Here is a 13,487-nt window from a genome sequence, read left to right on the forward strand (position 1 = left end):
CCGTCAGTGGCTGCCGTCAGGTGGCAGCCGTCCGTCCGTCGTTCGCGTTCGGGACCGCCGAGTGGGTCCGAGGCCTTCTGATCACCGCCTGTCAACCTCGCCCCATAGGTCGATTGGCCTGCGTTTTCTGGGGAGTTGGCGGTGCAGCGGTGTAGCATTGAAAGGGTGCCACCGGGCCGGCGAGTATGCCCATGGCTGCGCACCAGGCAGACCATGTGCCAGGGCCAGGAGAGGCGACCTTGTGATAGACGAGGCCGATGCACGCTACTGGGCCGGTGAGTTCGAGCGGCAACGGCCGCTGTTGCTCACGGCAGAGGAGCGGCTCCGAGCACTGCTCCAGGACCTTCTTCGCCACCACGCCGTCGATTTTGTCTCAGTGAGTTCGCGCACCAAGCAGACCGATAGTTTCGTGGAAAAGATTCAGCGTAAGTCCTATGCGGACCCGCTGCACGAGATCACCGACCTGGTCGGCATGCGCGTCATCACTTACCACATGAGGGACGTCGACCGGATCGCTGCCCTCGTGGCGAAATCCTTCGACGTTGATCCTGTCCGCTCCCCGAGCCACGCCCCCGATACGCCCGAACTGTTCGGCTACGCCTCGCGCCACTTGGTCGTGCGGATCACCGAGGCCCGGGCCGGCCTGCCGGAGTGGGCCCCCTTCAAGAACGTGACGGCCGAAATCCAGGTTCGTACGGTGCTGCAGCATGCCTGGGCTGACATGAGCCACAAGCTCGCGTACAAGAGCGAGATCGAGGTCCCGGCGGTCCTGCGGCGTCGACTTGCCAGGCTGAGCGCGTTGTGCGAGCTGGCCGATGAACAGTTCGAAGAGCTCCACAAGGCACGAATAAGCCTCGACCGCGAATACCAAGTACAGGTCAGGGCCGGGCGCCTCGACCTGCCTCTCGACTCAGCCGCACTCGCCGCTTACTTTCACGAAAGTCCAGCCGTCCGTTCATTGGCCGAGGCCGCCCGGCGTACCGGGTGGCTCGTACGGGACGAAGAAGACAGCGAGACGCTCCCGCTGCTGGGCATCCTGCACGCCCTGGACGTGCGCACGGTGGATGAACTGGACCGCATCCTGCAGGTGCCGGAACACCGACTGGACATGGTGCTCACCACGCTCAGAGAAGTCATCGTGCACTCTCTGCCCGCAGCCTCCGACCGGGGGGCCGCCCCCTCCGAGACCATCCAGGGTCTGGCCCTGCTGTTGGTGACGGTGGAGCGAATCGGTCCTTACAGCGATGCCGATGCGCTGATCCAGCCGCTGCTCCTGGAGGCCGCTCCGCAAGAGGAGTGGCTGGCACTCGATGCCGCCTTCCGGTCGTTGTCCGGCCGCCACGCACCGTTAGGCAAACCCTCATGAGCCACAACCCGTACGCGGCGTTCGAACGGCTGGCCCAGACGCACCACGAGGAACTGCGGCGCCATCTGCTGGACCAGCAGATCCGCGAACTGGTGCCATGGGATCACCGGCCGCCCGCCGTCGGCGACGCCCCCGACCTGGTCCCGTTCGCGCGCAACTACCGCTGGCACGGGCGGAACTGGTGGGTGGCCTGCTCCCCGTCGCCGGGCCGCATCGGCGCGATCTCGCCGGACTGGGTGCGTTTCCGTGAGGAGCTCCAGACTGAATATCGCGGTGAGCTCGGGGTCTTCGTCACCCTCGGTGATGTGGCCCCCGACCTGGTCGCCGAGGCAGCAGAGCTGAACCGTAAGAGCATGCACACGTTGCTGCTCGACCGCCGCACCTGGCGCGACCTGGCTCGCCACCCCATAGGCATCGACGACTTCCTGGAATACGCCGTTCAGCGGGCGAAGTCCCATTCCACTCCCGTTCCCCTCAGCGTCAAGGCGACGAGTCAGTGGATCGACCAACGACGCAGAGCGGAACACCTTGTCGGCGGCGCATGCCAACGCGAGTCCGCCGTCTTCCTGCGCCGGCACCAACTGCCCCATCACGCGGAGCTGTACGTGCAACGCAATCTCGACCAGCACGTCGAGATGGCCGTGCGCGCACTGAAACCGTCCAAACTTCACCGGACGATGCGTCCCCGCTGGATCCGCACCGGAAGCGGAGACGAGGGCCACCAGATCGAGGTGAAGCGCTCCATGCCGCGGCAGATCATGGTCGTGCGGGACCTGTCTGGTGCGGGCAAGACAACCCTGTCGGTGCAGCTTGCCGCGTCCGGCCCGGCACACTTCGGCATCGTCAAGGCCGCCGTGCAGCCGAATGTCGATGATCTCGGCTGGTTGGGCAGCACATGCGGCGACTACCCCTCGCCCGAGGTCTTCCAGGCACTGGTCGCGGCAGACCGTCCGCTGCTGTACGTCGTCGATTCACTGGACGAGGCACAGGGTGACAGCCGAAAGATTCGGGAGGTAGGGGCTCTGCTGCGGCAGCTCCCTGAACTCAACGCCTCCGCGAAAAAGGCAGGTTACCTGGGCTTCCCGATCCTCATGCTGTTCACGGTGCGCGACGACTATTGGGATCGGTGGCTCACCGCCTTCGAAGGGCGCGATTTCATCCAACACAAGAAGGTGATCTCCCGCTTCTCTGACGGCCAGGTCCGTGAGGCCCTCGCCAAGTACGCCCGTTGCTACGGTTACTCCCTGCTCGGGCACCCCCGCCGGGAAGCATTGGACATTCTCTCCACCCCGTTCAACCTGCAGGTCTTCTCCGAGGCCCACGCTCATCAGGGAACCCTGAAGTTGCATGAGGTGCTGACGGAGAATGTGCTCGGCCGCTATTTCGAGCGCAAGCGCGAGGACATCAGCCGCCGGGGTATTCCGGGACTCGGCGCCAAGGTCCTCATGAGGCTGTGCACGCGGATCGCCGTCGCCATGCTCGAGGCCGGCACGCAGCAGGTGAGCCGGTACGACATCCTCAAGATCATCGCCTATGCCGCCCCGGTGCTGCGCGGCATGGAGGAGGATGCTCTGTTTGCCCTCCTGTCCGAACAGATCATCGTCCGGCAGGAAGGCGAAGACGGGGAGTCTTTCGCCCTGCGCCATTCGCGGTTCACCGAGTACCTCGTCGCCTACCACGCAGTCCTGTTGATGGCCGAGACGGGCGGCACGGAGGGCCTCGACGTGGTCATGGACGCGGCGGAGCGGGTGCCCACCATCTCCATCTTCCGTGTCAACGAAGCGGTCCGGTTCATCTGCGGGTTCGACTACCCCGGACTGACCGACCTGGTCACCCAGTACTACGCGAGCTCGCGCCGATACATGCGGCAGAGTCTCCTGCGGCTTCGCGCGGAACTGGGCACGGGGCGCAGCACCGACGGCGTCGACATCGCCTCCATCTACCGGGCGTCCAACTCCAATGACCCGGACCTGGCCGTGGAGTCGTTCTTCGTGCTGGCCGCGCGGAACAACCATCAACCCGTCCTGCGCCTGGTGGACTCCTTCCGTGAGGCCTGGCACTGCGCCCAAGGCCGGTCGGACAGATGGCGCCTGCTGACAAAGGTGGCCCGGGCCGGGATTCTGCTGCAGGGCGAGGTGGTTCAGACGGTGGTGGACGGTGCGAGTCCCAAGGAGTGGGAGGTCTTCCTGGGATTTGCGCTGGAGGGCCGCCACAGCGAGACGGCGGCAGCCGCCCTGCGTGACCTGGACGACGTCGTGAACTCCGTGCTGAGTAACACCGGCCCGGAATGGGCCCAGGCGCGCGGACTCCTCGGCCTGCTGATGGAGAACCGTCCCTACGTGCCCGGTGTCGTGTTCGACGGCTGAGCCGGCGTGCCTTTCGAGGCGTCGTGGCCGGCGTCGGGAGGAGGATCTGTGGGGACCTGGATTGCGCTGGTCAGCGCGGTGGTCGGCGTTGTGGGCACGCTCTCGGTGACGATGGTCACCCAGAGCCGGGCGGATCGTATGAAACGGTGGGAGCTGCAGACCATGGCCGAGCAGCAGGCTGCGGAACGTGCCCATGATGAGCGTCGGCACCTGGCTGAGCAGGCCGAGAACCAGCGGCACGAGACTCTGCAGCGTAAGAGCAGCTGTTACATCGCGTTGAACACCGCAGCGCGTCAGTATCTCAGTGCTCAGGATTCCCTGCTGCACGCCCTGCGTGCCGGGGCCGGTGTCGAAGACTCCGTGGCCGACCTGGAGGCGGTCCGGCGGGACTACCGGGCCTGCTACGCCGAGGCTCAGCTGACGGTGCCGCTCTCGGTTCTGGATCACGCGCGCCCTATTGACCGGAGTCTGAACAGGACATACGGGCACCTGAAGCGGCGCGCCCTCTACGGCACGGCGCGCCTCACCTTGGAGGAGGTGGGCGGGCTCCTCGACGGCAACTGGGACAGGCTGGAAGGACTGCTCCACGTCATGCGCGGCGACCTGGGCATCGAGGCGCTCCCCTCCTCGGCGGCAGTCACCGACGGCTGCGGCGAGGGCGCGTAGGTGTCAGAGGGTGAACGGCCCCAGTAGGTCCTGTATACGGTCGACGCTTTCCGTGTGGCGTCCCTTTCCAACTTGCCCGCAGCTCCCTACCGTTCGGGATCATGAGTCCCCCAGTAGCACCGCAGGGCTGGAGCCGCTGGCTCGTCCCGCCCGCCGCTCTCTCCGTACATCTCTCCATCGGCCAGGCCTACGCCTGGAGCGTGTTCAAGCCGCCCCTGGAGTCCGCGCTCGGCCTCAGCGGCACGCAGAGCGCGCTGCCCTTCCAGTTGGGCATCGTCATGCTGGGTCTGTCCGCCGCGTTCGGCGGCACGCTCGTGGAGCGCAACGGCCCGCGCTGGGCGATGACCGTCGCCCTGGTCTGCTTCTCGTCCGGCTTCCTGCTCTCCGCGCTGGGCGCGGCCGTGGAGCAGTACTGGCTGATCGTCCTCGGCTACGGTTTCGTGGGCGGCATCGGCCTAGGCATCGGCTACATCTCACCGGTCTCCACTCTGATCAAGTGGTTCCCGGACCGGCCCGGCATGGCCACCGGCATCGCCATCATGGGCTTCGGCGGCGGCGCGCTCATCGCCTCGCCCTGGTCCGCGCAGATGCTGGAGTCGTTCGGCGCCGACAGCTCCGGCATCGCGCTGGCCTTCCTGGTGCACGGGCTCACGTACGCGGTCTTCATGCTGCTCGGTGTGCTGCTGGTGCGGGTGCCGCGCACGGAGAAGCCGGTGGACAGCGGGCCGAGCGTCCTCACCGGCCCGCAGGTCTCCGCGAACCAGGCCATCCGCACCCCGCAGTTCTGGTGCCTGTGGATCGTGCTCTGCATGAACGTCACCGCAGGCATCGGCATCCTGGAGAAGGCCGCGCCGATGATCACGGACTTCTTCGCGGACACCTCCACACCGGTGTCGGTGACGGCCGCCGCCGGCTTCGTCGCGCTGCTGTCGGCGGCGAACATGGCGGGCCGCATCGGCTGGTCGTCGACGTCCGACCTGATCGGCCGCAAGAACATCTACCGCGTCTACCTGGGCGTCGGCGCGCTGATGTACGCGCTCATCGCCCTGTTCGGCGACTCCTCCAAGCCGCTGTTCGTCCTGTGCGCTCTGGTGATCCTGTCGTTCTACGGCGGCGGATTCGCGACTGTTCCGGCTTATCTGAAGGACCTGTTCGGCACGTACCAGGTCGGCGCCATCCACGGACGGCTGCTCACCGCCTGGTCCACGGCGGGTGTGCTCGGGCCGCTCATCGTGAACTGGATCGCCGACCGGCAGGAGGAGGCGGGCCGGCACGGCGCGTCCCTGTACGGGCTGTCGTTCGTCATCATGATCGGGCTGCTCGTCGTCGGCTTCGTCGCCAACGAACTCGTCCGGCCCGTCCACCCGCGTCATCACACCCCGACACCGAAGGAGGCCGCGCATGTCCAGCGACAGCAGCCAGAGTCCGCCTAGCCCGGACCGGCGGTGGCTGATCGCCTTCGCCTGGGTGTGGGTGGGCGTACCGCTCGCCTACGGGCTGTACGAGCTGGTCCGCAAGGCGACGCAGCTGTTCACCGGCTAGGCGCCAGGCCAGGCGTCAGGTGCTCGGTCGTCCGAGGTCCTGACCGAAGCTGACAACGCGGGCACCTGTTTCCTGTCACCTTGCCTGCCGTCGTACCCGCGAGTCACTGATCAGACTGGTGGATCCCGCTACCCAAGTTCCAACGAGGGGGACCGCCCACATGAACGGCTCGCGCATCGCCGCAGTCGGCCACTACCAGCCCGCCAAGGTGCTCACCAACGAGGCCCTGGCGGGCATGGTCGACACCAGTGACGAGTGGATCAGGAGCCGGGTGGGCATCAGCACGCGCCACATCGCCGGCCCCGACGAACCCGTCGACGAGCTGGCCGCCCACGCCGCCGCCAAGGCCCTCGCGGCGGCCGGGCTGGCACCCGCCGACATCGACCTGGTGCTGGTCGCCACCTCCACCGCCGTCGACCGCTCGCCCAACACGGCCGCCCGGGTGGCGTCCCGCCTCGGCATTCCGCAGGCCGCCACGATGGACCTCAACGTGGTGTGCGCCGGTTTCACCCACGCCCTGGCCACCGCCGACCACGCCGTCCGCGCCGGGGGCGCGAGCCGGGCCCTGGTCATCGGGGCCGACAAGATGTCCGACGTGACCGACTGGAGCGACCGCACGACGTGCGTGCTCGTCGGCGACGGGGCCGGGGCCGCGGTCGTGGAGGCCGCCGGCGAGTCCGCCATCGGGCCGGTGCTGTGGGGTTCGGTGCCCGAGATGGGGAACGCGGTGCGGATCGAGGGGACGCCGCCGCGTTTCGCACAGGAGGGGCAGAGCGTCTACCGCTGGGCGACGACCCAGCTCCCGCCCATCGCGCGGCGGGCGTGCGAGCGGGCCGGGCTGGAGCCGGCGGACCTCGCGGCGGTCGTACTGCATCAAGCCAACCTGCGCATCATCGAACCCCTCGCGGAGAAGATCGGCGCCGTGAACGCGGTCGTCGCCCGTGATGTCACGGAGTCCGGTAACACGTCGGCCGCGAGCATCCCGCTCGCTCTGTCGAAGCTGGTCGAGCGGGGTGCGGTCGCCACGGGCGACCCGGTCCTGCTGTTCGGCTTCGGCGGGAACCTGTCGTACGCGGGGCAGGTCGTCCGCTGCCCGTGAGCCCCGTCGCGGTGTGACGCGGTCAACTCCCCGAAGTCCTGGCTCCTGTGCGCCGTAGACTGTAGACGAAAGACAATCGATACTGACGCTACGGCGACACCGGCTTCCGCCGCGCTGTGCACGGCCCTGCCGAGGAGGGGGACCGCGATGCTGTCGACAGGCCTGCCCCAAGGGGCGGTACCCAAGCTGGAACGCCCGGGACCGCTGCGCGACCGCGTGTACGAGGCACTGCTCGAACTCATCACCACCCGTGCCCTCCAGCCCGGCCAGCACCTCGTGGAGAGCGAACTCGCGGGGCATCTGGGGGTCTCCCGGCAACCGGTGCGCGAGGCGTTGCAGCGGCTCAACACCGAGGGGTGGGTCGATCTGCGGCCCGCCCAGGGCGCGTTCGTGCACGAGCCGACGGAGGAGGAGGCCGACCAGCTCCTCACGGTCCGCACGCTCCTGGAGGCCGAGGCGGCCCGGCTCGCCGCGGCGGGCGCGGACAGTGCCGGCATCGCCGCCCTGGAAGCCCTGTGCGCGGAGGGCGAGAAAGCCGTCGAGGCCGACGACGTGGACGGGGCCGTCGCCATGAACGCCCGTTTCCACGCGAAGATCATGGAGCTCGCCGGCAACGCCGTCCTCGCCGAACTGGCCGCCCAGGTCGACCGCCGCGTCCGCTGGTACTACACGCCGGTCGCCCGCCAACGGGGCCACCAGTCCTGGATCGAACACCGCGCGCTCATCGCGGCGATCACCGACCGCGACGAACAGCGGGCCACCCACCTGATGCGCGAACACACGGAACACACGAGGCGCTCGTACCACGCGCGGGCGCGTTCGTAGTCCTCAGCCGGCGGTCAGCACCGCCTGGGTCTGCGTCGTCTGGCCCACCAGGGCGCCGTCCTCGTCGTGCAGCTCCGTCCACACGGCGATGCAGGAGCGTCCCACGTGCACGGGTCGTGCCTCGGCGTGGACGGTGCCCGACCGTACGGCGCGGAAGAAGTTCGTCTTCGACTCGATCGTCGAGGTGCTCGCGCCCGGCGGCAGGTTGAGGAACGCGCAGACAGCGCCGGCCGTGTCGGCGAGCGTCATCAGGGCACCGCCGTGCAGGGCGCAGCCCACCGTGCACAACTCCGGAGCCCAGGCGAGCGCGGCCCTCACCCGGGCGGGGGCGGCCTCCTCCAGAACGATGCCCAGCTCGTCGGCGAAGGGCACCGCCCTCAGCAGTGCTTCCGGGGCAGGGGTGTCGGTCATGCGGGACCTCCCGAGGGGGCGACCAGGACTGATGCCAGCCTGACCCGGGCCGCTCTGACGGTCGATTACCTGCGAGGTAAGGCAGGCGACACGCGCCTTTGTCCTCTGAGTGGAAAAAGTGGAGGGCAATTCCTGCGCGACTTCTTCCCACCTTCGGCAGCCGCTGCTACGTTCCCTTCGAAAGCAAGCCATCGATGGGGCGGAAAACCGGCGCGCACAGGCCGATTGAGGCGGGGAGGGGCTCGTGAGACGTATGACCGCACGACCCGGAAACGCCCATCAGGCCCGACTGCTCAAGCTGTTGCGCGACGGCGGCCCCAACTCCCGTGCCCAGCTGGGCGACCAGGTCGACCTCTCGCGGTCCAAGCTCGCCGTGGAGGTGGACCGGCTGCTGGAGACGGGGCTGGTCGTGGCCGACGGACTCGCCGCCTCGCGCGGCGGCCGCCGCTCCCACAACATCCGGCTCAACCCCGGGCTGCGCTTCCTCGGCGTCGACATCGGCGCGACCTCGGTCGACGTCGCCGTCACCAACGCCGAGCTGGAGACGCTCGGGCACATCAACCACCCCATGGACGTGCGCGAGGGCCCGGTCGCGGTCTTCGAGCAAGTCCTCGCCATGGCCGCCAAGTTGAAGGCCTCGGGGCTCGCAGAGGGGGTCGACGGCGCCGGCATCGGTGTCCCGGGCCCGGTCCGTTTCCCCGAGGGCATCCCGGTGGCCCCGCCGATCATGCCGGGCTGGGACGGCTTCCCCGTGCGGGAGGCGCTCAGTCAGGAACTCGGCTGTCCGGTCATGGTCGACAACGACGTGAACCTCATGGCGATGGGGGAGCAGCACGCGGGCGTCGCCCGTACCGTCGCCGACTTCCTCTGCGTCAAGATCGGCACGGGCATCGGCTGCGGCATCGTCGTCGGCGGTGACGTCTACCGCGGTACGACGGGCAGTGCCGGCGACATCGGGCACATCCAGGCCGTGCCCGACGGCCGCCCCTGCGCCTGCGGCAACCGGGGCTGCCTGGAGGCCCACTTCAGTGGGGCGGCCCTCGCCCGCGACGCCACGGAGGCCGCCCAGCAGGGGCTCTCCGCCGAACTGGCCTCGCGGTTGGAGACCAACGGCGGCCTCACCGCCGTCGACGTCGCCGCCGCGGCCGCCGCCGGCGACGCCACCGCACTCGATCTGATCCGCGAGGGCGGCAACCGCACCGGCCAGGTCATCGCCGGCCTGGTCAGCTTCTTCAACCCGGGCCTGGTGGTGATCGGCGGCGGGGTGACCGGCCTCGGCCACACCCTGCTCGCCGCGATCCGCACCCAGGTCTACCGCCAGTCGCTGCCGCTCGCGACCGGCAATCTGCCCATCGTCCTGGGCGAGTTGGGCGCCGCCGCCGGAGTCATCGGCGCGGCCCGGCTCATCAGCGACCACCTCTTCTCACCCGCGTAACCCTTTTCGACAGCACGGCTCATCAGCACGGCTCACCGCACAGCTCCCTGCTCTGCCCTGCCTCGAACACGCCTGCCCGACAAGCGCCCTGCAACCGGCCCGCACGCCCGCCAAGGGGAATCCGCATGGCACCAGAACCACCGCTGCTCAGCATGTCCGGCATCACCAAGTCGTTCCCCGGAGTCCGCGCCCTCGACGGCGTCGACCTCGGCGTCCAGGCCGGTGAGGTGCACTGCCTGCTCGGCCAGAACGGCGCCGGGAAGTCGACCCTCATCAAGGTCCTGGCCGGTGCCCACCAGCCCGACACCGGCACCATCCGCTGGCGTGGCGAGGAGGTCGCCCTCCGCTCGCCGATCGCCGCCATGCGCCTCGGCATCGCCACCATCTACCAGGAACTGGACCTGGTGGAGCACCTGTCGGTCGCCGAGAACGTCCACCTGGGACATGAGCCGACCGCCGCCGGTTTCATTGTCCGGGGAAAGGCCGCGAAGGAATCGACGGCCGCTCTGCTCAAGCGGCTTGGGCATCCGGAGATCGACCCGGCCCGGCTGGTGGGGGAGTTGTCGGCGGCGCAGCAGCAGATCGTGTCCATGGCCCGCGCGCTCTCCCACGACGTGCGGCTCATCGTGATGGACGAACCGTCCGCCGCCCTCGACCCGGACGAGGTCGACAACCTCTTCCGCATCGTCGGTGACCTCACCGCGGCCGGTGTCGCCGTCGTCTACATCTCGCACCGCCTGGAGGAGATCCGGCGCATCGGCGACCGGGTGACCGTGCTCAAGGACGGGCGGGCCGTGGCGAACGGACTGCCGGCGAAGACGACACCGACCCGCGAGGTCGTCGCGCTGATGACGGGCCGCAACGTCGAGTACGTCTTTCCCGACCGGCCCGTCTCCCCGCCGCCCGGCGAACCGGTGCTCACCGTCCGGGGCCTGTCCCGCGCCGGGGAGTTCGAGCCGCTCGACCTGGAGGTACGGCCGGGCGAGATCGTCGGCCTCGCCGGACTCGTCGGCTCGGGCCGCTCCGAGATCCTGGAAACCGTCTACGGGGCCAGGAAGCCGACGTCCGGTCAGGTGCTCGTCGGCGGGCGGCCCTTGAAGCCGGGCAGCGTCCGGGTCGCCGTCCGGGCCGGACTCGGGCTCGCCCCCGAGGAACGCAAGGCGCAGGCCCTGCTGATGCTGGAGTCCGTCACCCGTAACGTGTCGGTCTCCTCCATGTCCCGCTTCTCGCGCGGCGGCTGGATCGACCGGGGCGCCGAACTCGGTGCCGCCCGGGCCGCGACCCGCGAACTGTCGCTCCGGCCCGACAACCCGTCGGTGCCCGTGCGCACCCTGTCCGGCGGCAACCAGCAGAAGGCCGTCCTCGCCCGCTGGCTGCTGCGCGGGTGCAAGGTGCTGCTGCTCGACGAACCCACCCGCGGCGTCGACGTCGGCGCCCGCGCCGAGCTCTACGCGGTCATCCGCCGGCTGGCCGACGAGGGTCTCGCCGTGCTGCTGGTCTCCAGCGAGGTGCCCGAGGTGCTCGGCCTCGCCGACCGCGTCCTGGTGCTGCGCGAGGGCCGTGTCGTCCACACGGCACCCGCGCGCGAACTCGACGAACACCGCGTACTCGACCTGGTCATGGAAGGAAGCCCGGCGTCATGACGCAGCCCGTCTCCCCGCCGCGGGACAGCACCGCCAAGGTGCCCGAGGCGCAGCCCCCGGTCTGGCGCGGCCTGCTGGCCCGTGCCGACGTCCGCACCCTCTCCCTGCTCGGCGTGCTCGCCGCGCTGATCCTCGTCGGCGGCATCACCAAGCCCGACGCGTTCCTCGACACCCGCAACCTGCAACTGGTCCTCACCCAGGCCTCCGTGGTCGGCGTCGTCACCGTCGGCATGACCTTCGTCATCATCTCCGGCGGCATCGACCTGTCGGTCGGTGCGATCGTCGCCCTCGCCTCGGTGTGGGCGACCACGGTCGCCACCCAGGAGTACGGTTTCGCCGGCATCCTCTTCACGGCGATCGTCGTCGGAGTCGGCTGCGGCCTGGTCAACGGGGTGCTCATCGCCTACGGCGCGATGGTGCCGTTCATCGCCACCCTCGCCATGCTGGCCTCCGCCCGCGGCCTCGCCCTGCAGATCACCGACGGCAAGACGCAGATCGTCACCGTGCCCTCCGTCCTCGACCTGGGCGAACGCGACGCCTACGTCCTCGGCATCCCGCCCCTGGTCCTGGTCTTCGCCGTCGTGACGGTCATCGGCTGGCTGGTGCTCAACCGCACCACCTTCGGCCGCCGCACGGTCGCCGTCGGCGGCAACCCGGAGGCCGCCCGGCTCGCCGGCATCGACGTCCGCCGCCAGCGGCTCTACCTCTACCTGCTGTCCGGGCTGTGCTGCGGCATCGCCGCCTTCCTGCTGATCGTCCTGTCCGGCTCGGGCCAGAACACCAACGGCAACCTCTACGAGCTCGACGCCATCGCCGCCGCGATCATCGGCGGCACCCTGCTCACCGGCGGCCGGGGCACCATCACCGGCTCCGTGCTCGGCGTCCTGATCTTCTTCACGATCACCAACATCTTCGCCCTGAACAACCTGCAGAGCGACGTCCAGCAGATCGCCAAGGGCGCGATCATCGTCGCCGCCGTGCTGGTCCAGCGCCGTACGCCGAGCACGACCTGAGGAAAGGGTTCACCGCCATGACCGAGATCACGAGCCGCAGAGGACTGCTCTTCGGAGCCGCAGCCGTCTCCGCCGGTGCCCTCCTCACGGGGTGCACCAGCAACGAGCCGTCCGAATCGAAGGACGAGCCGGCGGGCAACAACCAGCCGGCCGCCGACGACAAGCCCGGTAAGCAGGTCACCATCGGCTTCGCCGGACCGCAGGCCGACCACGGCTGGCTGAACGCCATCAACGACAACGCCAAGAAGCAGGCCGAGAAGTACTCCGACGTCACCCTGGAGATCACCGAGGGCTCCAACGACACCGCCCAGCAGATCGGCCAGATCGAGACCCTCATCAACAAGAAGGTCGACGTCCTGGTCGTGCTCCCCGCCGACGGCAAGGCCCTCACCCAGGTCGGGCTGAAGGCGATGCGCGCGGGTATCCCGGTCGTCAACCTCGACCGCATCTTCAACACCCCGCAGGCCTACCGCTGCTGGATCGGCGGCGACAACTACGGCATGGGCCTCAACGCCGGCCACTACATCGGCGAGAAGCTCAAGGGGAAGGCGAACGCCCGCGTCATCGAACTGGCCGGCCTGGACAACCTGGAGCTGACCAAGCAGCGCACCCAGGGCTTCGACGACGCCCTCAAGAACTACCCCGACATCAAGAAGGTCGCCCGCCAGGCCGCCGAGTTCACCGTCGAGTCCGGGCAGGCCAAGATGGCCCAGCTGCTCCAGGCCCAGTCGAAGTTCGACGCCCTGTGGAACCACGACGACGACCAGGGCGTGGGCGCGCTGCGCGCCATCGAGCAGGCCGGACGCGACGACTTCCTGATGGTCGGCGGCGCGGGCGCCCTGTCCGCCTTCCAGGCCATCAAGCAGGACAACGGCGTGCTGAAGGCGACCGTCCTCTACCCGCCGACCATGGCCGCCTCCGCGATCGACCTCGCCCGCGCCCTCGGCCAGGGCAAGGGCATCCGCGGCATGGCCGAGTTCGAGATCCCCGCGTCGATCACCCTCTACTCGGCCGTCGTCGACAAGACCAACGTCGACCAGTACATGCCCACCGGCTTCCGGTGACCGGTTCCGCCCGCACCCCCCACGTGCGCCACCCCGACCAGGACGAGGAGGACACCC

At 69.1% G+C, this 13,487-nt stretch carries 12 protein-coding genes; 11 read left to right on the plus strand and 1 reads right to left on the minus strand.

The window, feature by feature from the left end; genetic code table 11:
• The first annotated feature begins 241 nt into the window (after positions 1–241).
• The 7 genes from ACZ6TU_RS17120 to ACZ6TU_RS17150 all read left to right on the plus strand — a co-directional run bounded on the left by ACZ6TU_RS17120 (position 242) and on the right by ACZ6TU_RS17150 (position 7,864).
• Entirely contained in the window at positions 242–1,366 is a 1,125-nt protein-coding gene (locus tag ACZ6TU_RS17120; RefSeq protein WP_467681742.1) for a GTP pyrophosphokinase, read from the plus strand.
• On the plus strand, positions 1,363–3,732 hold the full coding sequence (locus tag ACZ6TU_RS17125; RefSeq protein ID WP_467681744.1) for an NACHT domain-containing protein: 2,370 nt from the start codon (positions 1,363–1,365) through the stop codon (positions 3,730–3,732). Before ACZ6TU_RS17120 ends, ACZ6TU_RS17125 begins: the two co-directional genes overlap by 4 nt.
• 48 nt (positions 3,733–3,780) lie before the next feature.
• A complete protein-coding gene (locus ACZ6TU_RS17130; protein ID WP_467681746.1) occupies positions 3,781–4,398 on the plus strand; it encodes a hypothetical protein in 618 nt (205 codons plus the stop codon).
• Positions 4,399–4,499: 101 nt separating this feature from the next.
• Complete coding sequence (locus ACZ6TU_RS17135; RefSeq protein WP_467681748.1) at positions 4,500–5,831, plus strand: OFA family MFS transporter; 1,332 nt, start codon at positions 4,500–4,502, stop codon at positions 5,829–5,831.
• Positions 5,800–5,940: an MFS transporter small subunit gene (locus tag ACZ6TU_RS17140; RefSeq protein WP_010045941.1), complete on the plus strand. Its 141-nt coding sequence runs from the start codon at positions 5,800–5,802 to the stop codon at positions 5,938–5,940. Before ACZ6TU_RS17135 ends, ACZ6TU_RS17140 begins: the two co-directional genes overlap by 32 nt.
• 160 nt (positions 5,941–6,100) lie before the next feature.
• Positions 6,101–7,039, plus strand: coding sequence for a beta-ketoacyl-ACP synthase III (locus ACZ6TU_RS17145; protein WP_467681750.1), 939 nt, complete (start codon positions 6,101–6,103; stop codon positions 7,037–7,039).
• Between the two features lie 147 nt (positions 7,040–7,186).
• Positions 7,187–7,864, plus strand: coding sequence for a GntR family transcriptional regulator (locus ACZ6TU_RS17150; RefSeq protein ID WP_338784276.1), 678 nt, complete (start codon positions 7,187–7,189; stop codon positions 7,862–7,864).
• Positions 7,865–7,867: 3 nt separating this feature from the next.
• On the opposite strand, the gene ACZ6TU_RS17155 is transcribed toward ACZ6TU_RS17150, so the two are convergent.
• Complete coding sequence (locus tag ACZ6TU_RS17155) at positions 7,868–8,275, minus strand: PaaI family thioesterase (RefSeq protein WP_467681752.1); 408 nt, start codon at positions 8,273–8,275, stop codon at positions 7,868–7,870.
• Between the two features lie 253 nt (positions 8,276–8,528).
• Here ACZ6TU_RS17155 and ACZ6TU_RS17160 point away from each other — a divergent pair, with 253 nt between their 5' ends.
• The 4 genes from ACZ6TU_RS17160 to ACZ6TU_RS17175 all read left to right on the plus strand — a co-directional run bounded on the left by ACZ6TU_RS17160 (position 8,529) and on the right by ACZ6TU_RS17175 (position 13,430).
• Complete coding sequence (locus ACZ6TU_RS17160; protein ID WP_469549147.1) at positions 8,529–9,710, plus strand: ROK family transcriptional regulator; 1,182 nt, start codon at positions 8,529–8,531, stop codon at positions 9,708–9,710.
• 125 nt (positions 9,711–9,835) lie between these two features.
• Entirely contained in the window at positions 9,836–11,353 is a 1,518-nt protein-coding gene (locus ACZ6TU_RS17165; protein WP_467681756.1) for a sugar ABC transporter ATP-binding protein, read from the plus strand.
• The gene (locus tag ACZ6TU_RS17170; RefSeq protein ID WP_467681758.1) at positions 11,350–12,366 is read left to right on the plus strand and encodes an ABC transporter permease; all 1,017 of its coding nucleotides are present in this window, start codon (positions 11,350–11,352) and stop codon (positions 12,364–12,366) included. Before ACZ6TU_RS17165 ends, ACZ6TU_RS17170 begins: the two co-directional genes overlap by 4 nt.
• A 17-nt stretch (positions 12,367–12,383) precedes the next feature.
• Positions 12,384–13,430 carry a substrate-binding domain-containing protein gene (locus tag ACZ6TU_RS17175; protein ID WP_469549151.1) on the plus strand — a complete coding sequence of 349 codons (1,047 nt, stop codon included), beginning with the start codon at positions 12,384–12,386 and terminating at the stop codon, positions 13,428–13,430.
• Positions 13,431–13,487 lie beyond the last annotated feature (57 nt).

It is taken from the genome of Streptomyces sp. NPDC052064, assembly GCF_055585925.1.